Genomic DNA, 23,146 nt, shown 5'->3' with positions numbered 1-23,146 from the left:
CGACTCAGGTCGGGTTTTTTCATGTCAGGCCAGAAGTTGGCGAAAGGTCGGGCTGAGCATCAGCAACAATGAACAGATCAGCCCGATCGACCAGACCAGGCTGCGCTGCCACGCAAAGTCATACCAATACAGCGGCAGGTAGATGATCCGCGCGATCACGAAGATGATCGCCAGGGTATCGATCAGAAAACCCTGGGTCTGGGTGGTGTGCGCCATCAATACACCTACGGCGAACAACATGAATGCTTCGAAACTGTTCTGGTGCGCCGCCACCGCCCGGGCGCCCATGCCGGTCAGTTGCGCCTGCTGGCTGCGCGGCAGGTGGTTGTCGTAGCTGCCCTGTTGCTTCATCGCACGCGCCACCGGCACCCGCGCCACATAGATCAGCAGTGCGCTGATCAACACACACCAGAACGGAATACTCATGCGACCGGTTCCTTGTTCGGCTCAGGCAATGGCGCCTCTGTAGGGGTATAGACCATCACGTCGAGCACGTCGGAATGAAACTCGCGGCGATACAGCACCAGTACTACCCCGGTGCTCATCAGCACCAGCAGCCAGGGGCTGATGAACCAGCTGAGCAAGGCCATGCCGAAATAGTACGAGCGCAGCCCGAAGTTGAACTGGTTGGCCGCCAGCGAGATAACCCGCGCCCCGCGCAGAGCGAAGGCCTTGCGCTCCTGCTCGCTGACCTGACGCTCGCCGATCATCGGTGCCGAGCCCACCAGCACGGCGGCGAAGTTGTACTGGCGCATGCACCAGCTGAAGGTGAAGAAGGCGTACACGAACACCATCGCCAGGCATAACAGTTTGATTTCGGACATGCCCTGGGATGTCTGCTGTACCAGCGGCAGGTCGGCCAGCAGCGACCAGGCACGGTCCGAGGCGCCCAGCACGGTGAGGATACCGGCCAGGATGATCAGGGTGCTGGAGGCGAAGAACGATGCGTTGCGCTCCAGGTTGCCGATCACGCTGGCGTCGGCGATGCGGTTGTCGCGCAGCAGCATGCGGCGCATCCAGTCCTCGCGGTACAGGTGCATGACGCTGGCCAGGCAGGCGGTATCACGGGCCTTCCAGCTGGCGTAGCGGGTGTAGCCGCCCCAGCAGGCAACGAACCAGCAGGCGGCAAACAGGTTGATCAGGTTGTTCTGGATGAAGCTCATGGCGCTCCCGAAGAAATGGCACAGGATGGTGCATTGTCCGCCTTTCGACGCTGCCAGCGGCAAAAAGACACGTGGCCCCGAGACGAAAAAGCCCCGCATCCGAATGGATGCGGGGCTCTTCAGAGGCTGGCCCGGCAGGCGATCATGGCTTGTGGCCCTCGCCTGCCGCGGCCGGCACTCAGGCGACCGCTTCGCGCGGCTTGCCGAGCATGCGGTCAAGCACCACGGCAACAGCCAGCATCGCCACCGAAGGCACCAGCCAGGCCAGGCCTTGCTCGCTCAGCGGCAGGTGCGCCAGCGACTCCGGCAGCCAGCCAGCGAGGTTGGCGCCCTTGAGCGCGTCGATCACGCCGAACAGCAGCGACACCGCCATGACCGGGGCCATGATGCGGGTCTGAGAGTTCCACAGGTTGCCGCAGAAACTCAGCGCCACCAGCACGATGCAGGGCGGGTAGATTGCCGTGAGCACCGGGATCGAGAACGCGATCAGCTTGGTCAGGCCCAGGTTCGACACCACCAGCGAGAAGCCGGCCAGCAGCACCACCAGCATACGGTACGACAACGGCAGTACCTGGCTGAAGTACTCGGCGCAGGCGCAGGTCAGGCCCACGGCGGTGACCAGGCAGGCCAGCGCGATCAGTACAGCCAGGAAGCCACTGCCCAGCGAACCGAAAGTGTGCTGTACATAGGCATGCAGCACCGCCGCGCCATTGCTCGCACCGGCGGCGATCTCGTGGCTGCCCGCACCCAGGCGGAACAGGCTGATGTACACCAGCGCCAGGCCGACACCGGCAATCAGGCCGGCGATGATGGCATAGCGGGTGATCAGTTGCGGCGAGTCGACGCCACGCGAGCGGATCGCGTTGACGATGACGATACCGAACACCAGCGCGCCCAGGGTATCCATGGTCAGGTAGCCATTGATGAAGCCCTGGGAGAACGGCGCGGCGACATATTCAGGTTGCGCCACCCCCATGGTGCCGGCCGGCAGCATGAAGGCGGCGATGCCCAGCGCGGCCAGCGCGATGATCTTCAGCGGGGCCAGGAAGCGCCCGACGGTATCGAGCAGCTTGCCCGGGTACATGGACACGGCCAGCACCACGGCAAAGTACACCAGGCTATAGATGAACAACGCGGTCGGGCTCTCGCCGGTCAGCGGTGCCACACCTACCTCGAAGGACACGGTCGCGGTACGCGGGGTGGCGAAAAGCGGGCCTACGGCCAGGTACGCGGCAGCCGCCAGCAGGCCACCGGCCACCTTGCCGATCGGGCTGCTCAGCGCGTCCATGCCGCCACCGACCTTGGCCAGTGCCACCACGGTGATCACGGGCAGGCCCACGGCAGTGACCAGAAAGCCCAGGGCGGCCAACCAGACGTAGGGGCCCGATTGCAGGCCGACGATAGGCGGGAAAATGATGTTGCCTGCGCCCACGAATAACGCGAACGTCATAAAACCAAGCGCCAGGATGTCCTGGCCTTTCAAGACTTTCATTAAGGAAATACCACACTTCTGAAATCGGGATTTAGAGAGGGACTTCCCCTTGGGTGAGGGAAATGCTGCCTGCCCGGATGGAGCAGACCCGTTTAGCGTGTAGCTCCCTTTTGGGGTGCTGGCACAAAATGAGGGCACAGGTTAACGAATCTGGCCGCAAAACGCACTGCCAGAGGGGTGCTTGTCCGATGAGCGAATATGCATGTCGCGTGGATGACCGACTTTTATGCAAGACCGCGCTGTCTGCTTCGCCGGCAAGGCCGGCCCCTACAGGGGGCAGCGTTGTACACCAGAAAGCACAAAGGCCACCCGAGGGTGGCCTTTGCCGAAGCGTGGAAGATCAGCCGCAGCTTACTTCTTCACTTCCCAACCGGTCAGCTCGGCCAGGGCCTTGCCGATGTCGGCCAGCGAACGCACGGTTTTTACACCGGCGTCCTGCAGGGCTGCGAACTTCTCGTCTGCAGTACCCTTGCCGCCCGAAATGATGGCGCCAGCATGGCCCATGCGCTTGCCCGCTGGGGCAGTCACACCGGCGATGTAGGAAACCACTGGCTTGGTGACGTTTGCCTTGATGTAGGCAGCCGCTTCTTCTTCAGCCGAACCGCCGATCTCGCCGATCATCACGATCGCCTCGGTCTTCGGGTCTTCCTGGAACAGCTTCAGGATGTCGATGAAGTTCGAACCCGGGATCGGGTCGCCACCGATACCGACGCAGGTGGACTGACCGAAACCGGCGTCAGTGGTCTGCTTCACGGCTTCATAGGTCAGGGTGCCGGAACGCGACACGATACCGACCTTGCCTGGCAAGTGGATGTGACCTGGCATGATGCCGATCTTGCACTCGCCCGGGGTGATGACGCCTGGGCAGTTAGGGCCGATCAGGGTAACACCCAGCTCGTCGCACTTGACCTTGGCATCGAGCATGTCCAGGGTAGGAATGCCTTCGGTGATGCACACGATCAGCTTGATGCCGCCGAACGCTGCTTCCAGGATCGAGTCCTTGCAGAAAGGAGCCGGTACGTAGATGACCGACGCGTCGGCGCCGGTAGCAGCTACTGCTTCTTTCACGGTGTTGAACACCGGCAGGCCCAGGTGAGTGGTGCCGCCTTTGCCTGGGGTCACGCCGCCAACCATCTTGGTGCCGTAGGCGATGGCTTGCTCGGAGTGGAAGGTACCCTGCGAGCCGGTGAAGCCCTGGCAGATGACTTTGGTGTCTTTATTGATCAGGACGCTCATTACTTGCCCTCCGCAGCTTTGACAACTTGTTGAGCAGCGTCGGTCAGGCTGGTTGCCGCAATGATGTTCAAACCGCTTTCTGCCAGTACTTTGGCGCCCAGTTCAGCGTTGTTGCCTTCCAGACGAACAACAACCGGCACTTTAACGCCAACTTCTTTCACCGCACCGATGATGCCTTCGGCAATCATGTCGCAACGAACGATGCCGCCGAAGATGTTGACCAGTACGGCCGCGACATTGCTGTCGGACAGGATGATCTTGAACGCTTCGGTCACGCGCTCTTTGGTAGCGCCACCACCTACGTCGAGGAAGTTGGCTGGCTTGCCGCCGTGCAGGTTGACGATGTCCATGGTACCCATGGCCAGGCCGGCACCGTTGACCATGCAGCCGATGTTGCCTTCCAGGGCCACGTAGTTCAGCTCGAAGCTGGCAGCGTGGGCTTCACGAGGATCGTCCTGCGACGGGTCGTGGAAGGTTTTCAGCTTGGGCTGACGGTACATGGCGTTGGCGTCGATGTTGATCTTGGCATCGAGGCAGTGCAGATCGCCGTCGGCCTTGATCACCAGCGGGTTCACTTCCAGCAGTGCCAGGTCGTGCTCTTTGAACAGCTTGGCCAGACCGACGAAGATCTTGGCGAACTGAGCAACCTGCTTGCCTTCCAGACCCAGCTGGAATGCCAGCTCGCGACCCTGGAATGGCTGAGCGCCAACCAGTGGATCGATAGTGGCCTTGATGATTTTTTCCGGAGTGTCGTGAGCGACTTTCTCGATGTCCACGCCACCTTCGGTGGAGGCCATGAACACGATACGACGGCTCGAACGGTCAACGACAGCGCCCAGGTACAGCTCTTTAGCGATATCAGTGCACGATTCAACCAGGATCTTGGTGACTGGCTGACCATTGGCATCGGTCTGGTAGGTAACCAGACGCTTGCCCAACCACTGGGCAGCGAACGCCTTGGCGTCTTCTTTGCTGCGAACCAGCTTTACGCCGCCCGCTTTACCGCGACCACCGGCGTGAACCTGGGCTTTTACAACCCACTCGGTGCCACCGATCTTGTCGCAGGCTTCTGCTGCAGCTTCAGGGGTGTCGACTGCGAAACCCTTGGAAACTGGCAGGCCGTATTCAGCGAACAGCTGCTTACCCTGATACTCGTGAAGATTCATGCTTTTTACCGTCTTCGTTAGGTACTGCGCTTCGGCGCTGCGCTCCTGTGGAGTGCCGCGCCACCTGTGACCGCTTGCCCCCGGTATGCTCCGGGAGTTCGAGTCCGGCGGACTTTCCGCGGTGAGCCATGCACGCAAGACTCACGACGGGCCGTCCGCCGTGGTTTCTTATTGTTTAACGCTTCTTGCGGTTGGCTACGTGGATGGCACCGCCATTCACGGCCAGAGCGGCTTCGTGCAGCGCTTCAGACAAGGTCGGATGGGAGAAGACCATCATGCCCAGGTCTTCGGCGCTGGAGCCGAATTCCATTGCGATTGCACCCTGCTGCACCAGTTCGGCAGCGCTTGGGCCAATGACGTGTACACCCAGAACGCGGTCGGTCTTGGCATCGGCGATGACCTTGACGAAACCACCGGTGTCGTTGGCCGCCATCGCACGGCCGCTGGCCGCGAACGGGAAGGTGCCCACGTTAACCTCAACGCCTTCAGCCTTCAAGGCTTGCTCGGTTTTACCGACCCAGGCCATTTCCGGGTGGGTGTAGATAACCGATGGGATCAGGTCGTAGTTCATCTGGGCCTTGTGGCCCTTGATGCGCTCGACGACCATGATGCCCTCTTCCGAGGCCTTGTGCGCCAGCATCATGCCACGTACCACGTCACCGATGGCGTAGACGCCCGGTACGCTGGTAGCGCAGTAGTCGTCAACGAACACGAAACCGCGCTCGTCGATGGTCACGCCGCTGTCGGCAGCCAGCAGGTCGGTGGTCACAGGGCGACGGCCGACTGCAACGATCAGCCTGTCGAAGGTGATCTTCTGCTCGCCGTTGGCGTCGGTGTAGGTCACTTCGACTTCGTCGCCGTTGACCTTCGAGCCGGTCACGCGAGCGCCCAGCTTGATGTCCAGACCTTGCTTGGTCAGGGTCTTCAGGCCTTCCTTGGCAACAGCGGTGTCGGCTGCCATCAGGAAAGTGTCCAGGGCTTCGAGCACGGTCACCTGGGCACCCAGGCGCGACCATACCGAACCCAGCTCCAGGCCGATGACGCCGGCGCCGATCACGCCCAGGCGTTTTGGCACGGTCTGGAATTCCAGGGCGCCGGTGGAGTCGACGATGACTTTCTGGTCGACCGGAGCCGGCGGAATGTCGATCGGACGCGAACCGGAGGCCAGGATCACGTTCTCGGCTTCGATGATTTCGGTGCTGCCGTCAGGCTTGGTGACTTCGACTTTCTTGCCGGCCAGCAGTTTGCCGTGGCCCTGGATCGAAGTGACGCCGTTGGCCTTGAACAGGGTGGCAACGCCGCCGGTCAGGTTCTTGACGATGCCAGCCTTGCGGCCAACCATCGCCGCCACGTCCATCTTCACTTCGCCAGTGGAGATGCCGTGCACGTTGAAGCTCTCTTTGGCTTCCTTGTACTTCCAGGAGCTGTCCAGCAGCGCCTTGGACGGAATGCAACCCACGTTCAGGCAGGTACCGCCGAGGGCCAGTTTGCCTTCGCCGTCAACGTACTTCTCGATACAGGCAGTGCTCAGGCCGAGCTGGGCAGCCTTGATCGCGGCTACATAGCCGCCAGGACCTGCACCAATCACTACCACGTCGAATTTCTGGGTCATAAAAGATTCCTTTTAGCGTCAAGCGGCAAGCTGCAGGCGGCAAGGCGAACACGCTTCTGCTCGAAGCTTGTCGCTTGCAGCCTGCAGCTGTTTATCAGATGTCCAGCAGCAGACGAGCCGGGTCTTCCAGCAGGTTCTTGATGGTCACCAGGAACGTCACGGCTTCTTTGCCATCGATCAGGCGGTGATCGTAGGACAGTGCCAGGTACATCATCGGACGGATCACGACCTGGCCGTTGACGGCCATCGGACGCTGGATGATGTTGTGCATGCCCAGGATTGCAGCCTGCGGCGGGTTGACGATCGGGGTCGACATCATCGAACCGAAGGTACCACCGTTGGTGATGGTGAAGGTACCGCCGGTCATCTCGTCGATCGACAGTTTGCCGTCACGGGCCTTCTTGCCGAAGGTGGCGATGCCGCCTTCGATTTCGGCCAGGCTCATCTGCTCGGCGTTACGCAGTACCGGTACCACCAGGCCGCGGTCGCTGGACACGGCAACACCGATGTCGGCGTAGCCGTGGTAGACGATGTCGCTGCCGTCGATCGAGGCGTTGACAGCCGGGAAGCGTTTCAGCGCTTCGGTGGCAGCCTTGACGAAGAACGACATGAAGCCCAGGCGCACGCCGTTGTGGGACTTCTCGAACAGGTCCTTGTACTTCGAACGCAGTGCCATGACTTCGGTCATGTCGACTTCGTTGAAGGTGGTCAGCATCGCCATGTTCGACTGTGCTTCGACCAGACGCTTGGCCACGGTGGCACGCACGCGGGTCATCGGCACACGCTTCTCGGTACGGTCGCCAGTGGCGACAACCGGGGCAGCGGCAGCAGCGGCCGGCTTGGCAGCAGCGGCAGCCGGAGCGGCCTTCTTGTTGGCGACGGCAGCGACGACGTCTTCCTTGGTGATGCGACCGCCTTTACCGGTGCCAGCGACGCTGGCCAGGTCGATGGCGTTTTCTTCGGCCAGCTTGCGTGCGGCAGGCGCAGCAATCGGGTCGTCTTCGCCAGCGTCGGCCGCAGCGGCAGCCTGGGCAGGTGCGGCGGCAGCGGCGGCCGGAGCAGCAGCTGGTGCAGCGCCTTCATTGATCGAACCCAGCACTTCGTCGGACAGCACGGTCTCGCCTTCGCCCTTGACGATGTCGCCCAGCACGCCATCGGCGGTGGCCAGCACTTCCAGGACGACCTTGTCGGTCTCGATGTCGACGATCAGCTCGTCACGCTTGACGGCTTCGCCCGGTTTCTTGTGCCAGGTGGCAACGGTGCCATCGGCAACCGATTCCGGGAAAGTAGGGGCTTTGATCTCGATAGCCATTATCAGTGGTTCCTTAAATTCGGTTTCTGGTGCGCGATGGCATTAAACGGTGAAGGCAGCTTGCAGCAGTTTTTCCTGCTGTTCGGCGTGCATCGAAGCGTAACCACAGGCAGGTGCTGCCGAGGCGTCACGACCGGCGTACTCAAGGACCAGGTCCTTGTTGTGACGGCTCAGGATGCGACGCATGTGGTGCTGGCTGCTGTACCACGCGCCCTGGTTCATCGGCTCTTCCTGACACCACACCACGTCCTTCAGACCGGTGTAAGGCGCAAGGATTTCAACCAGATCGTCTTCAGGGAACGGATACAGTTGCTCGATACGCACGATAGCGATGTCTTCACGACCTTCGGCACGGCGTTTTTCCAGCAGATCGTAGTAGACCTTGCCGCTGCACAGCACCAGGCGCGTCACCTTGGCCGGATCGAGGCTGTCGATTTCCGGAATGACGGTCTGGAACGAGCCTTCGGCCAGTTCTTCCAGGGTCGAGATGGCCAGCTTGTGGCGCAGCAGCGACTTGGGTGTCAGCACGATCAGCGGCTTGCGCAGCGGACGGATGACCTGACGACGCAGCAGGTGGTAGATCTGAGCCGGCGTGGTCGGTACGCAGACCTGAACGTTGTGCTCGGCACACAGTTGCAGGTAACGCTCCAGACGCGCCGAGGAGTGCTCAGGCCCCTGCCCTTCATAACCGTGTGGCAGCAGCATGGTCAGACCGCACAGACGGCCCCACTTGTGCTCGCCGCTGGTGATGAACTGGTCGACAACCACCTGGGCACCGTTGGCGAAGTCGCCGAACTGGGCTTCCCAGATCACCAGCGCATTGGGCTGGGTGGTCGAGTAGCCGTATTCGAACGCCAGTACCGCCTCTTCGGACAGGAACGAATCGTACAGGTCGAAACGTGGCTGGCCCGGGAACAGGTTCTGCAGCGGGATATAGGTGCTGGCGTCCTTCTGGTTGTGCAACACCGCATGGCGGTGAGAGAAGGTGCCGCGACCGATATCCTGACCCGTCATGCGGATCGGGTGACCTTCGAAGGCCAGGGTGGCGTACGCCATGGTTTCGGCGTAACCCCAGTTGATCGGCAAGCCACCGGCCTGCATCTTCTGGCGATCTTCGTAGATCTTCGAGACCTGGCGCTGAACCACGAAGCCTTCCGGCAGCTCCAGCAACTTGGCCGAGAGCTCCTGCAGGGTCTTGAGGTCGAAGCGGGTGTCGTGACGCGCGGTCCAGGCGTGGCCCAGGTATGGACGCCAGTCGACGAACAGCTCCTTGTTCGGCTCCTTGACCAGGCTTTTCACAACATGCAGGCCGTTGTCCAGCGCATTGCGGTACTCGTCGACCTTGGCCTGGACGCGCTCGGCATCCAGACGACCGGCCTGGGTCAGTGCATCGGCGTACAGCTCACGGGTGGTGCGCTGCTTGCTGATCTGCTGGTACATCAGCGGCTGGGTGCCGTTCGGCTCGTCGGCCTCGTTGTGGCCGCGACGACGGTAGCAGACCAGGTCGATGACCACGTCACGCTTGAACTGCATGCGGTAGTCGACCGCCAGCTGGGTCACGAACAGCACCGCTTCCGGATCGTCGCCGTTGACGTGCAGGATCGGCGCCTGAATCATCTTGGCGACGTCGGTGCAGTACTCGGTGGAACGCGAGTCCAGCGGGTTGCTGATGGTGAAACCAACCTGGTTGTTGATCACGATGTGCACGGTGCCGCCGGTCTTGAAACCGCGGGTCTGCGACATCTGGAAGGTTTCCATGACCACGCCCTGGCCAGCGAAGGCCGCGTCGCCGTGGATCGAGATCGGCAGTACCTTGTCGCCAACGCTGTCGTTGCGGCGGTCCTGACGGGCACGCACCGAACCTTCCACCACTGGCGAGACGATTTCCAGGTGCGAAGGGTTGAACGCCATGGCCAGGTGAACTTCACCGCCGGCGGTCATCACGTTGGACGAGAAGCCCTGGTGATACTTCACGTCACCGGAACCCAGCTCGACCTTCTTCTTGCCTTCGAACTCGTCGAACAGCTCGCGCGGGTTCTTGCCGAAGGTGTTGACCAGTACGTTCAGGCGACCACGGTGGGCCATGCCGATCACGACTTCCTTGGTACCGTAGGAACCGGAGCGCTGGATCAGCTCGTCCAGCATCGGAATCAGGCTTTCGCCACCTTCCAGGCCGAAACGTTTGGTGCCCGGGTATTTGGTACCCAGGTATTTCTCCAGGCCTTCTGCCGCGGTAACGCGCTCGAGCAGGTGGCTCTGGATGTCTGCGGAAAATTCAGGACGCCCACGCACGCTCTCCAGACGCTGCTGGAACCAGCTGCGCTGCTCGGAGTCGACGATGTGGGTGAACTCGGCGCCGATGGTGCGGCAATATGTCTGCTGCAACGCCTCGAAGATTTCGCGTAGGCTCGCTTCCTCTTTGCCGATGAACAGGTCGCCGGCACGGAAGGTCGTATCAAGATCGGCATTGGTCAAGCCGTAATGATTGATCGACAGGTCTACTGGCGCAGGGCGCTGCCACAACCCCAGGGGGTCGAGCTTCGCGGCTTGGTGGCCGCGCATACGGTAGGCCTGGATCAGTCGCAGCACTTCAACCTGCTTCTTCTCGTGTTCACTGCTCACGCTACCGGCGGAAACCGGTTGGGCGCGGCGCTGGTTCTTTGCCAGCAGTACGAAATGGTCGCGGATCGTCGAGTGCGATACATCGGTGGCAGTGCTGCCTTCGGCGGGCAACTTCTGAAAGTAAGTGCGCCACTCTTCTGGCACAGCGTTAGGGTCGTGCAGGTAGAGCTCGTAGAGCTCTTCCACATAGGCAGCGTTACCACCTGAAAGGTGGGCGCTGTTCCACATGCGCTGCATCACGCTTTCTTGCATGCTTGGTCACCCTCGGTTAGGGGCCTCGATCGGCAAGAACCACAGCAAGCTGAGTTGAGTCCGTATGCAGCGACTGAACCAAGCCACCGAGAGTTCCGCAGATTTACCGGGTACCAGCCCGGACGCCCCTGCTGGTCTCATATCTTCATAGGTAAAAGCTCGGGCTTTTGGCCTTTGCTCAAGTTGCACCTCGGTGCGGGCAAGGGCCCGCACTTCGGTGTGCTACGGGTACAACACTTTTGAATCAGGTGCCGCTTTGCAGCAGCATGTTACGTACGTGGCCGATTGCCTTGGTCGGGTTCAGACCTTTGGGGCAAACGTTTACGCAGTTCATGATCCCGCGGCAGCGGAATACGCTGAACGGGTCATCCAGGGACGCCAGGCGCTCCTGGGTTTTGGTGTCACGGCTATCGGCCAGGAAGCGATAAGCTTGAAGCAGAGCGGCCGGGCCCAGGAACTTGTCCGGGTTCCACCAGAACGACGGGCAGGAAGTCGAGCAGCAAGCGCACAGGATGCACTCGTACAGACCGTCCAGCTTCTCGCGTTCTTCCGGGGACTGCAGGCGTTCGATCGCCGGCGCCGGGGTATCGTTCTGCAGGAACGGCTTCACCTTCTCGTACTGCTTGTAGAAGATGCTCATATCAACGACCAGGTCACGGATGACCGGCAGGCCGGGCAGCGGACGCACGACCAGCTTGTTCTTCTTCACCACCGCCGACAGCGGGGTGATGCAGGCCAGGCCGTTCTTGCCGTTGATGTTCATGCCATCGGAACCGCACACGCCTTCGCGGCACGAACGACGATAGGAGAAACCTTCGTCCTGTTCCTTGATCAGTGCCAGCACATCCAGAACCATCAGGTCCTTGCCGCCGGTATCGACTTCGAACACCTGGGTCTTAGGTGCCGAGTCGGTGTCGGGGTTGTAGCGATAAACTTCGACTTTCAACATAGTGGCCACCCTTAGTAAGTCCGGACTTTAGGCTCGAACGTCGGAACGGTTTTCGGCGAGAAGTTGACTGCACGCTTGGCAACCCGCTTTTCACCCGGGAAGTACAGGGTGTGGCACAGCCAGTTTTCGTCGTCACGGTCTTCGAAGTCTTCACGGGCGTGGGCACCGCGGGACTCTTTGCGCACTTCAGCAGCGATTGCAGTGGCTTCAGCGACTTCCAGCAGGTTCTGCAGCTCCAGCGCTTCGATACGCGCGGTGTTGAAGGCCTGGGACTTGTCGTTGATCTTGACGTTGGCGATACGCTCGCGCAGGCCAGCCAGCTGTTCGATACCCTTCTGCATGTATTCGCCGGTGCGGAACACGCCGAAGTAGTTCTGCATGCAGCTTTGCAGCTCGCGACGCAGGGTTGCCACGTCTTCGCCGTCGGTACGCTCGTTGAGCTTGTTCAGACGGTTCAGCGCGACTTCCACGTCGGTGTCGCTGGCGTCGCGGTATTCGATACCGTCGCTCAGGGCCTTTTCCAGGTGCAGGCCGGCCGCACGGCCGAACACCACCAGGTCGAGCAGCGAGTTGCCGCCCAGGCGGTTGGCGCCGTGAACCGATACGCAAGCCACTTCACCGACCGCGAACAGCCCTTCGATGATGGTGTCTTCGCCGTCGGCGTTCTGCGAGATCGCCTGGCCATGAATGTTGGTGGCAACGCCGCCCATCATGTAGTGGCAGGTTGGAACGACGGGTACGGGTGCAACGACCGGGTCGACGTGCGCGAAGGTCTTGGACAGCTCGCAGATGCCTGGCAGGCGGCTGTGCAGCACTTCCTCGCCCAGGTGGTCGAGCTTGAGCATCACGTGGTCGCCGTTCGGGCCACAGCCGTTGCCGGCGATGATCTCTTTGACCATGGAACGGGCCACAACGTCGCGACCGGCGAGGTCCTTGGCGTTTGGCGCGTAGCGCTCCATGAAACGCTCGCCGTGCTTGTTGATCAGGTAACCACCTTCACCACGGCAGCCTTCGGTAACCAGTACACCTGCGCCGGCGATGCCGGTCGGGTGGAACTGCCACATCTCGATGTCCTGCACCGGCACGCCGGCACGCAGGGCCATGCCGATACCGTCGCCGGTATTGATCAGGGCGTTGGTGGTGGAGGCGTAGATACGCCCTGCACCGCCGGTGGCCAGTACGGTGGCCTTGGCGCGAATGTAGACGGTCTCGCCGGTTTCGATGCAGATCGCGATCACGCCGACGAAGGCGCCGTCCTGGTTCTTGACCAGGTCAACCGCGTACCACTCGTTGAGGAAGGTGGTGCCGGCTTTCAGGTTGCCCTGATAGAGGGTGTGCAGCAGCGCGTGACCGGTACGGTCGGAAGCGGCGCAGGTACGGGCGGCCTGGCCACCTTTACCGTAGTCCTTGGACTGGCCACCGAACGGACGCTGGTAGATACGGCCGGTTTCGGTACGCGAGAACGGCAGACCCATGTGGTCCAGCTCGAACACCGCAGCCGGGCCTTCCTGACACATGTATTCGATAGCGTCCTGGTCACCGATGTAGTCGGAACCCTTGACGGTATCGTACATGTGCCAGCGCCAGTCATCGTTCGGGTCGGCCGAAGCGATGGCGCAGGTGATGCCACCCTGGGCCGATACGGTGTGCGAACGGGTCGGGAACACCTTGGTGATCACGGCGGTCTTGTGGCCGCCTTGAGCCAGCTGCAGCGCAGCGCGCATGCCGGCACCGCCACCACCAATGATGATGGCGTCGAAGGAAATCGTTGGAATGTTAGCCATGAATCAGATACCCCAGAGAATCTGCACACCCCAGACGAAGTACGCGAACATCGCGACACCACATACCGCCTGGAACAGGAAACGAACTGCAGTCGCCGACTTGCCCAGCGCCATCGGCGTCAGATAGTCGGTGGCAATGGTCCACATGCCGACCCAGGCGTGAGCGCCCAGAGCAACGAGGGCCAGCAGACTGAAGATCCGCATCGCGTTATGGGAGAACAGGGCGTGCCACTGGGCATAGTCGATGCCAGGGTGCGCCACCAGGTAGCCGATCAGAAAAATGAAGTAAGCCGCGAGAACGACCGCAGAAACGCGCTGCGCCATCCAGTCATAGAGGCCCGAACGCGACAGGTTCGTGACATTAGTTACCATATCCAAACTCCCGCCAGAACGATCACCACCACGGAAATGGCGATAACGATTTTCGAGCCCAGTTTGCCGCCTTCCAGCGTCTCACCGATGCCCATGTCCATAATCAGATGGCGCACACCGGCAACCAGGTGATACAGCAAGGCGGACAGAAGGCCCCACGCCACGAATTTGGCCAGCGGACTGGTCAGGCATGCCTTCACCTCGGCAAAACCTTCCTCGGAACTCAGGGATTGGCTCAATGCGTACAGCATGATGCCCAGGCCCAGAAAGAGGATGATGCCGGAAACACGGTGAAGAAATGACGTAACGCCGGTAATGGGGAGTTTGATGGTCCTTAGGTCTAGGTTTACAGGTCGTTGGCTTTTCACGGCTTTTTTCACACTGAAGAGCCCCTAGCAAGCAGGGCAAAGTTGTTGGTAAGTGTACTGGTCAGGTACCCACCACCCAGGGAGTGACCACCCCAGAAAAGCGGGCTTTAAAGCCCCTGGCGGTCGGGTGCCGAGTATAGACAGTTAGGCTACTAATGACAACGTGAAGCCCTAGCCCAAATAGCGCATTGCCTTTGGCGAACAAAAGGCGTAAACGGGCCGCAATTTCGCGGAAAAACAGCGCCCAAAGCCCTTTACAACCGTGCTTTAGGCAAATTGACATTCGAATTTATCTCACTATAGTGGTGCGGGCCCTGCGTGGGGGGTCTGTCTGATGATTTCAAGCATTAATAGGAGGCCACATGGCTGACAAAAAAGCGCAGTTGGTCATCGAGGGCGCAGCCCCCGTCGAGCTGCCCATTTTAACCGGCACCGTTGGTCCCGATGTTATCGACGTTAGAGGGTTGGGGGCCACGGGTCACTTCACTTTCGACCCTGGTTTCATGGCGACCGCATCGTGCGAGTCCAAGATCACCTACATTGACGGCGACAAGGGCATCCTGCTGCATCGCGGCTACCCGATCGAACAGCTCGCCGAGCAATCCGACTACCTGGAAACCTGCTACCTGCTGCTCAACGGCGAACTGCCGAATGCCGAGCAGAAGGCTCAGTTCGTCAGCACCGTCAAAAATCACACCATGGTGCACGAGCAGTTGAAGTCGTTCTTCAACGGCTTCCGCCGCGACGCCCACCCGATGGCCGTCATGTGCGGTGTGGTTGGCGCCCTGTCGGCGTTCTATCACGACTCGCTGGACATCAATAACCCGCAGCACCGGGAAATCTCGGCAGTGCGCCTGGTCGCCAAGATGCCGACCCTGGCCGCGATGGTCTACAAGTACTCCATGGGCCAGCCCATGATGTACCCGCGCAACGACCTGACCTACGCCGAAAACTTCCTGCACATGATGTTCAACACCCCGTGCGAGATCAAACCGATCAGCCCGGTGCTGGCCAAGGCAATGGACCGGATCTTCATCCTCCACGCCGACCACGAACAGAATGCGTCGACCTCCACCGTACGCCTGGCAGGCTCCTCGGGCGCCAATCCGTTCGCCTGTATCGCTGCCGGCATCGCTGCACTGTGGGGCCCTGCCCACGGCGGCGCCAACGAAGCCGTGCTGACCATGCTCGACGAAATTGGCGATGTCTCGAACATCGACACCTTCATCGCCAAGGCCAAGGACAAGAACGACCCGTTCAAGCTGATGGGCTTCGGTCACCGCGTCTACAAGAACCGCGACCCGCGTGCCACCGTGATGAAGCAGACCTGCGACGAAGTGCTGCGCGAGCTGGGCATCACCAACGATCCGCAGCTGGAACTGGCCATGCGCCTGGAAGAGATCGCCCTGACCGATCCGTACTTCATCGAGCGCTCGCTGTACCCGAACGTCGACTTCTACTCGGGGATCATCCTCAAGGCGATCGGCATCCCTACCAGCATGTTCACCGTGATCTTCGCCCTGGCGCGGACCGTCGGCTGGATCTCGCACTGGAAGGAAATGCTCTCCAGCCCGTACAAGATTGGCCGTCCGCGCCAGCTGTACACCGGCTACGAGTCGCGTGACATCGTCAAACTGGAAGACCGCAAGTAAGCCAAACGGCTCGCCTGCAACAACAAGAAAGGCTGCCCTCGGGCAGCCTTTTTTGTTGCGTAACGCTTCATGTAGGAGGAGCCAGCCTTGGCGGCCCCTACAGTTGAGACATATTCCAGCCAACCATCAAACTGTTACGGTTTCTCCGCCCGCTCCTTCAACGCCTTGAGCGTATTGAACGGCGCATCCACCACGAACTTGTTCGCCACCATCGCTGGCACACTCCCGCCTGGCTCGGTGTGCACCTGGTATGTCACCTCGGTAGTGTCACCCTTGGGCACCAGCTTCCAGAAACCCTGCACTTCAGCCACCCGCACATAGCCTTTTTCCTCCGGCAGGTACTTGGGCACACCCTCCAGCTTGCGGGTCAGGCTGCCGTCAGCACCTTCGCTGGTGGTTACATGGATGATCGAATCGCGCGGGGTGACCGGCCACGGCGTATTGAACTGGGTGTAGGTCCAGCTCTGGTCACCCTCGTGCTTGAGCAGCTTCTGGCTCTTGCACTCGTGAATCCAGGCACAGGCCCCGGCCACGTCTTCCTGCAGCGCCCGGACCTTGGCCAGCGGCGCCTTGATGGTCGTCACGCCCTGATAGGCCTTGTAGTTCGAACCACTCACTTCGCTCAGCGATACCTTGATGCCATCCGCTTGCTTGGCAACCTTCCAGTCTTCAGCCTGCGCCACCGACATGAACATCGCACTCAGACCACAAATCACCGCTACCCGCTTCATCGAACCCATCGTGTTGTTTTCCTTGTTTGCGAAGTTCCACTCACTCAAGCCGCCGTCACTTGCTCCAGCCAACCGATGATCCTGATCGCCTCGTCGCGATCATTGCCGCAGGTGTCCACCTCCGCCTGGAAGCCCGAGCACACCGCCGGCCGTTCAGGCTGGCCGAACAGGCTGCAGAGGTTGTGCTCGGACAGTTGCACACAGCGTTCGCCAGCCGGCTTGCCGTGCGGCATGCCAGGAATGGGCGAGCTGATGGAAGGGGCAATGCAGCAAGCGCCACAGCCTTCACGGCAGTTCATGACGACATGGACCTCGGCCTAACAAATGATGGGTGAATGGGGATAGTAACCGCTAAAACAGGTGTTTGAAATTACCGCTCAGATGAAATATCGCCGCGCAGAATGTGACCGGCAGGTCGAGCAGCGTTTATTGCTTGAACTCGAAATCGATGGCTGCACCCTCAATGTCCTGACGGGCATCATTGCGCAACTGCAATTGCATTTCGTTGCTGATCAAGCGGCCATTGAGCTGGAACGGGCTGTCCGCGGCAGGCTTTTCTTCGAACAACGACGGCAGCAGCGGACGTCGCACACGGACTTCCTCCTGACTGCTCGGCTGCAGGTCCTTGACCATCTCCGGGGGCAGGCTCAGATCCAGGCGCGCCTTGGGCAAGGGCGCGGCAATCACCTCGGAGGCCTTGCGCTTGCCCGACTTTACCGCCTTGGCCGGCGTCTTCCTGGGGTCGCCAGCCTTGGTCTTGGGTTGCGCCTTGGGCTTGGCCTGTGGCTTGGCACTCGCTTTTACCGGGGCCTGGGTCGAAGGCTTCCGGTCCGGTGCCGGGGCAGCCGACGCCTGTGCCAGCAGTATCGGCCCCGGTCCGGGCACAGCCAGTGCCGGGCCCGTTGCACACAGGCCCAGCGCACACAACATCACGGCAGCACAGCTCAACGCTTTCATAGGCAACGAGACGTATTCATGAGTCGCACATGCTCCTTGTTCCTGCAGTCGCTGGCAAGCCCGCGATCTAGAGGTATCCGCCCGAGGCGGTTTCCTGGCAAAGCTGATGGGCCAGCATCCCCAATGTCAGCAGCGCCCGCTCAGCCTCGCGGTTCCACGGAATGCCGCAGTTGAGGCGAATGCAGTGGTTGAACTGCTCCGTGTTACTGAAGATCAGCCCGGGCGCGATGCTGATGCCCTGCTGCAAGGCACGTACATGCAACTCCTGGGTGTTGACCCGCCCCGGCAGGCTGACCCACAGGATGAAGCCCCCGGTAGGCCGGCTCATCTGGGTGCCTTCCGGAAAGTGCTGCTGTACCGCCAGCTGGTAGGCACTGAGGTTCTTGCGATATTCCTGGCGAATGTAGCGCAGATGGCGGTCATAGCCACCATTTTCAAGGTAGGCCGCCACCCCCATCTGCGTCACACTGCACGCCGAGTGCGTGGTAAAGGTCTGCAGTCGCTGGATTTCCTGCTGATAGTTGCCCGCGATCATCCAGCCGATACGCACCCCCGGCGACAGGGTCTTGGAAAAGCTCGAGCAATAGATCACCCGCCCCAGCCGGTCGAAGGCCTTGAGTGCCTTGGTGCGCCCTTGCTCGAACATCAGCTCGCCGTAGATATCGTCCTCGACGATCTGGATATTGAAATCCGAGGCCAGGCGCAGCAACTGCTTCTGGCGTTCCTCGGGAATGGTGCCGCCCAGCGGGTTGCTCAACCGCGCAGTCAGCACCAGCGCCTTGATCGACCACTGGTTGGCCGCCAGTTGCAGGGCCTCCAGGCTGATGCCGGTGGCCGGGTCGCTGGGGATCTCGATCACCTTGAGCCCCAGCAGGTCCGCCAGTTGCAGCAGCCCGTAATAGGTGGGCGACTCGGCGGCGATCAGGTCGCCTGGCCGGGTCAGCACCCGCAACGACATCTGCAGCGCATCGACGCAACCGTGGGTCACCACCACTTCGGACGGGTCGACCACCACCCCGGCGTCGCGCATGCGAATGGCGATCTGCCGGCGCAGCGGCTCGAAACCCGGGCTGAACATGTAGCTGAACGCGCGCGGGCTCTGGAACCGCGTGACCTTGGCCAGTTGCTGGTGCAGCGCCCGCACAGGCAGGTAGTCCACATGCGGAACCGCCGCCCCCAGCGGGAACACCCCATCACGCCGGGCTTCGGTCAGTACCTGCTGGATGATGCTGCTGCGCGTGACCAGCCCTGGACGCTCGACCCGCGCGATGTCCGGGGTCTGCGCAGTCAGGGCCGGGGTCTGGTGGACGTAGTAGCCCGATTGCGGCCGCGCGCGAATCAGCCCCTGGTCCTCGAGGTTGGCATAGGCCTGCAGCACGGTGGCATGGCTGACATTGAGCTGCGAGCTCATCTTGCGTACCGACGGTACGCGCTCACCGGGCTGATAGACGCCGCGGCGGATGTCTTCCGCCAGTTGCTGGGCGATGCGCTGGTAGAGCAACAGATTGGTCATGGGACGGATCTCGAAACGCGGGCTATCTAATTGTTCTTGTACAGTCGGCGAAGAATACCGGAACAGTGCATAAGTGTACGGGCACAGATGCCAGAATAGTCGACTACACAGTTGTGTGACAGCGGCTTTTTCAAGCTTTGCGGCATAAAAAAACCGGTGACTATCACCGGTTTTTGTTTACCTCGACCTCAGCGCGGCGCGCCCAGGTGGCCTTTCTCGTCGGAAAACACGATCTCCACCCGACGGTTCTGCGCCCTGCCCCGCTCCGAGGCATTGGCCTCGATCGGGTACTGGTCGCCATAGCCTTCGACCTGGATGCGTTTTTCGTCGACGCCCAGGTCGACCAGCATGTCCGCCACGGCCTGCGCACGATCACGCGACAGCGTCAGGTTGTCCTCGGGGGTGCCGGTGCTGTCGGTATACCCCTCGATGCGCACAACGCGCCGGGGGTTGAGCTGCAGAAACTGCACCAGCTTGAGCACGGTACGGCTGGCGGAGTTCTTCAATTCGGCCTGCCCGGTATCGAACAGCACGTCACCCAGGGTCATCACCAGACCACGGTCGCTCTGGGTCGTGGCCAGGCTGACGATCTGCGCCTCCAGCCATTTGCCCTGCTGCTGCACGCTGACCAGCTTGGCCTCGCGCAGGGCCAGCTGCAGGCGCTGGCGCTCCAGTTCGAGCTTGGCCAGGCGCTCCTGATTGAGCACCAGGTTGCTGTGCTCGCGGGCAATCTCGCTGTAGCGCTGACTCAGGTAGGCGTAATGGCGCACGTCCGCACCACTGCCCACGTAGCTGGACAACCGCTCGGCACGGGCCAGCGACTCGCCGGCGCGGATCACGTCACGCGGCGCACTGCGCAGCACATTGGAATCGTCCTTCACTGCCTGGAAACTGGCGGCGGCCTGGTCGAGGGCGGTTTCGCTGCGCTCGCTGGCGCAGCCCTGCAACCCCAGCACACCTGCACACAACACGGCCACCAAGGGCTTGATCGAACTCACTGTTGCTCCCCCAACTGCTTGCGCAGACGATTGACCCGCGATTGCAGCAGCGACAGCTGCTCCTGACTCTTGAGGGTCAGCACCCGGGCTTCGGCCAGCCGCGCATCAAGCTCGGCCTGCTCGGCGCGCAGCCGCGCATCACGGTACGACTCGCTGGCCATGTTGCTGCGGGCGCGGGCAAGCTTGTCTTCGGCCAGCTTCAGCTCGGCCACTTCGTCGGTGGCACCGACGGCCTTGGCCTGCTCCAGCGCCTGTTCGGACAGGCGCATCTGCTCGTGGGGCGCCGGGTCGGCAGCGCAACCGGCCAGGGCCAGTAACGCCATGGCAGCGAAAAGCGGTTGAGTTCTCACACAATCTTCCTACTGTTTGGGGGCGTCGAGCGGTTGCTGCAGCTGCGCCTTCCAGCGCTCGACATTGCGTTGCAGTACTGCCTGAGGCACGCCTGAGGCCGGCAATTCTGTCAGTTTTTTGGCCAGCTGTCCGCGCAACCAGGCGTCATTGCACGCCGAATTGTGCGACAGCGCCAGGTACAGCCCGGGGCGATCCAGCGGCAGGCCGCGGGCGATCAGGTCGTTGGCCATGCCAAGGGTCTGCGCCATGGCCATGCCGGCGTAACGCCCGGCCAGCACATAGTCGACCTGGCCAAGCAAAAGCTTCTGGAATGCCTGGGTCAGATTCTGCGCCGGCGCCAGCTTCAACTGGTCCTTGGCAAACTGGGCGAACGCCGGGGTCAGCCTGGCCTTCTCCGAGATCGCGCCCTGGTGCTGGTGCAGATCGGCCAGGCCGTCGTAGGCCAGCGTGGAGTCGTGCCGGGTCCACACCAGGTAGTCGTTCTGCAGCAGCGCCGGGTGGATGAAGTCGACACGGGTCAGGTCTTCAGTGGCCAGCGGCGCATCCACCAGCAGGTCCATGCGTCCGCTGCGCACTTCATCCTGCGCCTCGTTGCGCTTGCCTGCGTACAGCACCTCGACCTTCAGCCCAAGCTCCGTCGCCACCTGCTTGAGCAGGTCGACGTTGGCGCCAATCAGGTGCCTGGGGTCCTGCGGGTCGCGCCAGGCATAGGGCGGCGCATCGGGGCTGCCGGTCGCCACCAGACGCTCGCACTTGCCCACCGCCAGCGCCGCCGTGGGCAAGCTGGCAAACCCCAGCAATCCCGCCATCGCCATTCGGCCAAGCCACCCCATGCACATGCCTCCCTTGCGTCGCGAAATAAAAAAGCCCGATCAAAAGACCGGGCTCTTTATAAGTGAAGCGGCTGGATTAAACCAGCTTCTCCAGCTCAGGTACGGCTTCGAACAGGTCGGCGACCAGGCCGTAGTCGGCCACCTGGAAGATCGGCGCCTCTTCGTCCTTGTTGATCGCAACGATCACCTTGGAGTCCTTCATGCCGGCCAGGTGCTGGATTGCGCCGGAGATACCGACGGCGATGTACAGCTGCGGCGCAACGATCTTGCCGGTCTGGCCGACCTGCATGTCGTTGGGCACGAAGCCTGCGTCGACCGCGGCGCGCGAAGCACCCACGGCGGCGCCGAGCTTGTCGGCCAGCGCGTACAGGTGCTTGAAGTTGTCGCCGTTCTGCATGCCGCGACCGCCGGAGACGACGATCTTGGCAGCGGTCAGCTCAGGACGATCGGACTTGGCCAGCTCTTCGCCGACAAATGCCGACTTGCCCGCATCGTGGGCAGCGCCAACCGCTTCGACAGCAGCCGAACCACCTTCGGCGGCAACGGCGTCGAAGCCGGTGGCACGCACGGTGATGACCTTGACCGCAGCGCTCGATTGCACGGTGGCAATGGCGTTACCGGCGTAGATCGGACGCTTGAAGGTGTCCGCCGACTCGACCGCGATGATCTCGGAGATCTGGTCGACGTCCAGCAGCGCGGCAACGCGCGGCAGGATGTTCTTGCCGTTGGAGGTGGCTGGTGCCAGCACGTGGCTGTAGGCCTTGCCAAGCTCGGCCACCAGCGGCGCGACGTTTTCCGGCAGCTGGTGCGCATAGGCAGCGTTGTCGGCTACCAGCACCTTGGCCACGCCAGCGATTTTCGCGGCAGCTTCGGCAACGCCACCCACGTTCTGGCCAGCGACCAGTACGTGGATATCGCCACCGATTTTCGCGGCGGCAGCAACGGTGTTCAGGGTCGCCGGGGCAACGGCGCCGTTTTCGTGTTCAGCGATAACCAGGATAGTCATTTAGATTACCTTCGCCTCGTTCTTCAGTTTCTCGACCAGTTCAGCCACCGACTTGACCTTGATACCAGCGCTGCGTGCAGCTGGCGCTTCGACTTTCAGGGTCTTGTTGGTAGAGGCGGTGGAAACGCCCAGCGCGTCCGGAGTCACAGTCTCCAGCGGCTTCTTCTTGGCCTTCATGATGTTCGGCAGCGACGCATAGCGCGGCTCGTTCAGACGCAGGTCGGTGGTCACGATCGCCGGCAGGTTCAGAGCAACGGTCTGCAGGCCGCCATCGATTTCACGGGTGACGTTGACCTTGTCGCCGGCCACTTCCACCTTGGAGGCGAAAGTACCCTGGGCATAACCGGTCAGCGCAGCCAGCATCTGGCCGGTCTGGTTGTTGTCGCTGTCGATGGCCTGCTTGCCAAGGATGACCAGTTGCGGCTGCTCCTTGTCGACCACAGCCTTGAGCAGCTTGGCCACGGCCAGCGAGGTCAGCTCTTCAGCCGACTCGACCAGCACGGCGCGGTCGGCACCCAGTGCCAGGGCGGTACGCAGCTGCTCCTGGGCAGTGGCCGGGCCGACGGTAACGACGACGATTTCGCTCGCCACGCCCTTCTCTTTCAGGCGCACGGCTTCTTCTACGGCGATTTCGCAGAAGGGGTTCATGGACATCTTGACGTTAGCAAGGTCTACGCCGGAGTTGTCCGCCTTGACGCGAACCTTGACGTTATAGTCGACCACTCGTTTGACAGCTACAAGAACCTTCATGGATTCCTCGTTACTCTCCGGTGAAAA

22 protein-coding genes are annotated in these 23,146 nt (G+C 61.6%); 1 reads left to right on the top strand and 21 read right to left on the bottom strand.

The window, feature by feature from the left end; all coding sequences use genetic code 11:
* Positions 1-24: 24 nt before the first annotated feature.
* The 12 genes from LOY33_RS08685 to sdhC all read right to left on the bottom strand — a co-directional run bounded on the left by LOY33_RS08685 (position 25) and on the right by sdhC (position 14,340).
* A complete protein-coding gene (locus LOY33_RS08685; RefSeq protein WP_054915670.1) occupies positions 25-426 on the bottom strand; it encodes an MAPEG family protein in 402 nt (133 codons plus the stop codon).
* Complete coding sequence (locus LOY33_RS08680) at positions 423-1,163, bottom strand: DUF599 domain-containing protein (RefSeq protein WP_054915669.1); 741 nt, start codon at positions 1,161-1,163, stop codon at positions 423-425. The genes LOY33_RS08685 and LOY33_RS08680 overlap by 4 nt, the downstream gene beginning before the upstream one ends.
* Before the next feature lie 178 nt (positions 1,164-1,341).
* The gene (gene brnQ / locus LOY33_RS08675; protein WP_043863133.1) at positions 1,342-2,655 is read right to left on the bottom strand and encodes a branched-chain amino acid transport system II carrier protein; all 1,314 of its coding nucleotides are present in this window, start codon (positions 2,653-2,655) and stop codon (positions 1,342-1,344) included.
* A 351-nt stretch (positions 2,656-3,006) separates the two neighbouring features.
* The gene (sucD, locus tag LOY33_RS08670) at positions 3,007-3,891 is read right to left on the bottom strand and encodes a succinate--CoA ligase subunit alpha (RefSeq protein ID WP_038613108.1); all 885 of its coding nucleotides are present in this window, start codon (positions 3,889-3,891) and stop codon (positions 3,007-3,009) included.
* A complete protein-coding gene (gene sucC, locus LOY33_RS08665) occupies positions 3,891-5,057 on the bottom strand; it encodes an ADP-forming succinate--CoA ligase subunit beta (protein ID WP_043863134.1) in 1,167 nt (388 codons plus the stop codon). Before sucC ends, sucD begins: the two co-directional genes overlap by 1 nt.
* A gap of 175 nt (positions 5,058-5,232) precedes the next feature.
* On the bottom strand, positions 5,233-6,669 hold the full coding sequence (lpdA, locus tag LOY33_RS08660) for a dihydrolipoyl dehydrogenase (RefSeq protein WP_043863135.1): 1,437 nt from the start codon (positions 6,667-6,669) through the stop codon (positions 5,233-5,235).
* A gap of 94 nt (positions 6,670-6,763) precedes the next feature.
* The gene (odhB, locus tag LOY33_RS08655) at positions 6,764-7,981 is read right to left on the bottom strand and encodes a 2-oxoglutarate dehydrogenase complex dihydrolipoyllysine-residue succinyltransferase (RefSeq protein WP_043863136.1); all 1,218 of its coding nucleotides are present in this window, start codon (positions 7,979-7,981) and stop codon (positions 6,764-6,766) included.
* Positions 7,982-8,023: 42 nt separating this feature from the next.
* Positions 8,024-10,855: a 2-oxoglutarate dehydrogenase E1 component gene (locus LOY33_RS08650; RefSeq protein WP_043863137.1), complete on the bottom strand. Its 2,832-nt coding sequence runs from the start codon at positions 10,853-10,855 to the stop codon at positions 8,024-8,026.
* A 244-nt stretch (positions 10,856-11,099) separates the two neighbouring features.
* Complete coding sequence (locus LOY33_RS08645) at positions 11,100-11,804, bottom strand: succinate dehydrogenase iron-sulfur subunit (RefSeq protein WP_043863138.1); 705 nt, start codon at positions 11,802-11,804, stop codon at positions 11,100-11,102.
* A gap of 11 nt (positions 11,805-11,815) precedes the next feature.
* Positions 11,816-13,588 carry a succinate dehydrogenase flavoprotein subunit gene (sdhA, locus tag LOY33_RS08640; protein WP_043863139.1) on the bottom strand — a complete coding sequence of 591 codons (1,773 nt, stop codon included), beginning with the start codon at positions 13,586-13,588 and terminating at the stop codon, positions 11,816-11,818.
* A gap of 3 nt (positions 13,589-13,591) precedes the next feature.
* Positions 13,592-13,960, bottom strand: coding sequence for a succinate dehydrogenase, hydrophobic membrane anchor protein (gene sdhD / locus LOY33_RS08635; RefSeq protein ID WP_043863140.1), 369 nt, complete (start codon positions 13,958-13,960; stop codon positions 13,592-13,594).
* Positions 13,954-14,340 carry a succinate dehydrogenase, cytochrome b556 subunit gene (gene sdhC, locus LOY33_RS08630; protein WP_088515660.1) on the bottom strand — a complete coding sequence of 129 codons (387 nt, stop codon included), beginning with the start codon at positions 14,338-14,340 and terminating at the stop codon, positions 13,954-13,956. Before sdhC ends, sdhD begins: the two co-directional genes overlap by 7 nt.
* Before the next feature lie 350 nt (positions 14,341-14,690).
* On the opposite strand from sdhC, the gene gltA reads away from it, so the two are divergent.
* On the top strand, positions 14,691-15,980 hold the full coding sequence (gene gltA, locus LOY33_RS08625; RefSeq protein ID WP_043863142.1) for a citrate synthase: 1,290 nt from the start codon (positions 14,691-14,693) through the stop codon (positions 15,978-15,980).
* Between the two features lie 134 nt (positions 15,981-16,114).
* Here gltA and LOY33_RS08620 read toward each other — a convergent pair whose 3' ends face one another.
* The 9 genes from LOY33_RS08620 to LOY33_RS08580 all read right to left on the bottom strand — a co-directional run bounded on the left by LOY33_RS08620 (position 16,115) and on the right by LOY33_RS08580 (position 23,119).
* A complete protein-coding gene (locus LOY33_RS08620) occupies positions 16,115-16,720 on the bottom strand; it encodes an START domain-containing protein (RefSeq protein WP_058541861.1) in 606 nt (201 codons plus the stop codon).
* A gap of 35 nt (positions 16,721-16,755) precedes the next feature.
* Positions 16,756-17,010, bottom strand: coding sequence for a YkgJ family cysteine cluster protein (locus tag LOY33_RS08615; RefSeq protein WP_043863144.1), 255 nt, complete (start codon positions 17,008-17,010; stop codon positions 16,756-16,758).
* A 127-nt stretch (positions 17,011-17,137) separates the two neighbouring features.
* Positions 17,138-17,668: a hypothetical protein gene (locus tag LOY33_RS08610; RefSeq protein WP_043863145.1), complete on the bottom strand. Its 531-nt coding sequence runs from the start codon at positions 17,666-17,668 to the stop codon at positions 17,138-17,140.
* A 67-nt stretch (positions 17,669-17,735) separates the two neighbouring features.
* On the bottom strand, positions 17,736-19,181 hold the full coding sequence (locus tag LOY33_RS08605; RefSeq protein WP_043863146.1) for a PLP-dependent aminotransferase family protein: 1,446 nt from the start codon (positions 19,179-19,181) through the stop codon (positions 17,736-17,738).
* Between the two features lie 188 nt (positions 19,182-19,369).
* A complete protein-coding gene (locus LOY33_RS08600) occupies positions 19,370-20,179 on the bottom strand; it encodes an OmpA family protein (protein WP_043863147.1) in 810 nt (269 codons plus the stop codon).
* Positions 20,176-20,529 (bottom strand): DUF4398 domain-containing protein, encoded by a 354-nt coding sequence (locus LOY33_RS08595; protein ID WP_043863148.1) that lies wholly within the window; start codon positions 20,527-20,529, stop codon positions 20,176-20,178. Before LOY33_RS08595 ends, LOY33_RS08600 begins: the two co-directional genes overlap by 4 nt.
* 9 nt (positions 20,530-20,538) lie before the next feature.
* Entirely contained in the window at positions 20,539-21,345 is an 807-nt protein-coding gene (locus tag LOY33_RS08590) for a substrate-binding periplasmic protein (RefSeq protein WP_408980701.1), read from the bottom strand.
* Between the two features lie 94 nt (positions 21,346-21,439).
* Positions 21,440-22,369 carry an electron transfer flavoprotein subunit alpha/FixB family protein gene (locus LOY33_RS08585; protein WP_043863150.1) on the bottom strand — a complete coding sequence of 310 codons (930 nt, stop codon included), beginning with the start codon at positions 22,367-22,369 and terminating at the stop codon, positions 21,440-21,442.
* Positions 22,370-23,119: an electron transfer flavoprotein subunit beta/FixA family protein gene (locus LOY33_RS08580; protein WP_043863151.1), complete on the bottom strand. Its 750-nt coding sequence runs from the start codon at positions 23,117-23,119 to the stop codon at positions 22,370-22,372. It abuts the gene before it with no gap.
* Between the last annotated feature and the right edge of the window lie 27 nt (positions 23,120-23,146).

It is taken from the genome of Pseudomonas sp. B21-036, from assembly GCF_024748925.1.
Taxonomy (GTDB): Bacteria; Pseudomonadota; Gammaproteobacteria; order Pseudomonadales; family Pseudomonadaceae; genus Aquipseudomonas; species Aquipseudomonas palmensis.
The sequence above is the reverse complement of the archived record's forward strand: the minus strand, read 5'-3'. Positions and strand labels throughout refer to the sequence as shown.

What these genes read in the sequence shown, in the direction of transcription:
- LOY33_RS08685 (WP_054915670.1), bottom strand. Translation starts at nt 426, where the DNA reads ATGAGTATTCCGTTCTGGTGTGTGTTGATCAGCGCACTGCTGATCTAT.
- LOY33_RS08680 (WP_054915669.1), bottom strand. Translation starts at nt 1,163, where the DNA reads ATGAGCTTCATCCAGAACAACCTGATCAACCTGTTTGCCGCCTGCTGG.
- brnQ (WP_043863133.1), bottom strand. Translation starts at nt 2,655, where the DNA reads ATGAAAGTCTTGAAAGGCCAGGACATCCTGGCGCTTGGTTTTATGACG.
- sucD (WP_038613108.1), bottom strand. Translation starts at nt 3,891, where the DNA reads ATGAGCGTCCTGATCAATAAAGACACCAAAGTCATCTGCCAGGGCTTC.
- sucC (WP_043863134.1), bottom strand. Translation starts at nt 5,057, where the DNA reads ATGAATCTTCACGAGTATCAGGGTAAGCAGCTGTTCGCTGAATACGGC.
- lpdA (WP_043863135.1), bottom strand. Translation starts at nt 6,669, where the DNA reads ATGACCCAGAAATTCGACGTGGTAGTGATTGGTGCAGGTCCTGGCGGC.
- odhB (WP_043863136.1), bottom strand. Translation starts at nt 7,981, where the DNA reads ATGGCTATCGAGATCAAAGCCCCTACTTTCCCGGAATCGGTTGCCGAT.
- LOY33_RS08650 (WP_043863137.1), bottom strand. Translation starts at nt 10,855, where the DNA reads ATGCAAGAAAGCGTGATGCAGCGCATGTGGAACAGCGCCCACCTTTCA.
- LOY33_RS08645 (WP_043863138.1), bottom strand. Translation starts at nt 11,804, where the DNA reads ATGTTGAAAGTCGAAGTTTATCGCTACAACCCCGACACCGACTCGGCA.
- sdhA (WP_043863139.1), bottom strand. Translation starts at nt 13,588, where the DNA reads ATGGCTAACATTCCAACGATTTCCTTCGACGCCATCATCATTGGTGGT.
- sdhD (WP_043863140.1), bottom strand. Translation starts at nt 13,960, where the DNA reads ATGGTAACTAATGTCACGAACCTGTCGCGTTCGGGCCTCTATGACTGG.
- gltA (WP_043863142.1), top strand. Translation starts at nt 14,691, where the DNA reads ATGGCTGACAAAAAAGCGCAGTTGGTCATCGAGGGCGCAGCCCCCGTC.
- LOY33_RS08620 (WP_058541861.1), bottom strand. Translation starts at nt 16,720, where the DNA reads ATGGGTTCGATGAAGCGGGTAGCGGTGATTTGTGGTCTGAGTGCGATG.
- LOY33_RS08615 (WP_043863144.1), bottom strand. Translation starts at nt 17,010, where the DNA reads ATGAACTGCCGTGAAGGCTGTGGCGCTTGCTGCATTGCCCCTTCCATC.
- LOY33_RS08610 (WP_043863145.1), bottom strand. Translation starts at nt 17,668, where the DNA reads ATGAAAGCGTTGAGCTGTGCTGCCGTGATGTTGTGTGCGCTGGGCCTG.
- LOY33_RS08605 (WP_043863146.1), bottom strand. Translation starts at nt 19,181, where the DNA reads ATGACCAATCTGTTGCTCTACCAGCGCATCGCCCAGCAACTGGCGGAA.
- LOY33_RS08590 (WP_408980701.1), bottom strand. Translation starts at nt 21,345, where the DNA reads ATGGCGATGGCGGGATTGCTGGGGTTTGCCAGCTTGCCCACGGCGGCG.
- LOY33_RS08585 (WP_043863150.1), bottom strand. Translation starts at nt 22,369, where the DNA reads ATGACTATCCTGGTTATCGCTGAACACGAAAACGGCGCCGTTGCCCCG.
- LOY33_RS08580 (WP_043863151.1), bottom strand. Translation starts at nt 23,119, where the DNA reads ATGAAGGTTCTTGTAGCTGTCAAACGAGTGGTCGACTATAACGTCAAG.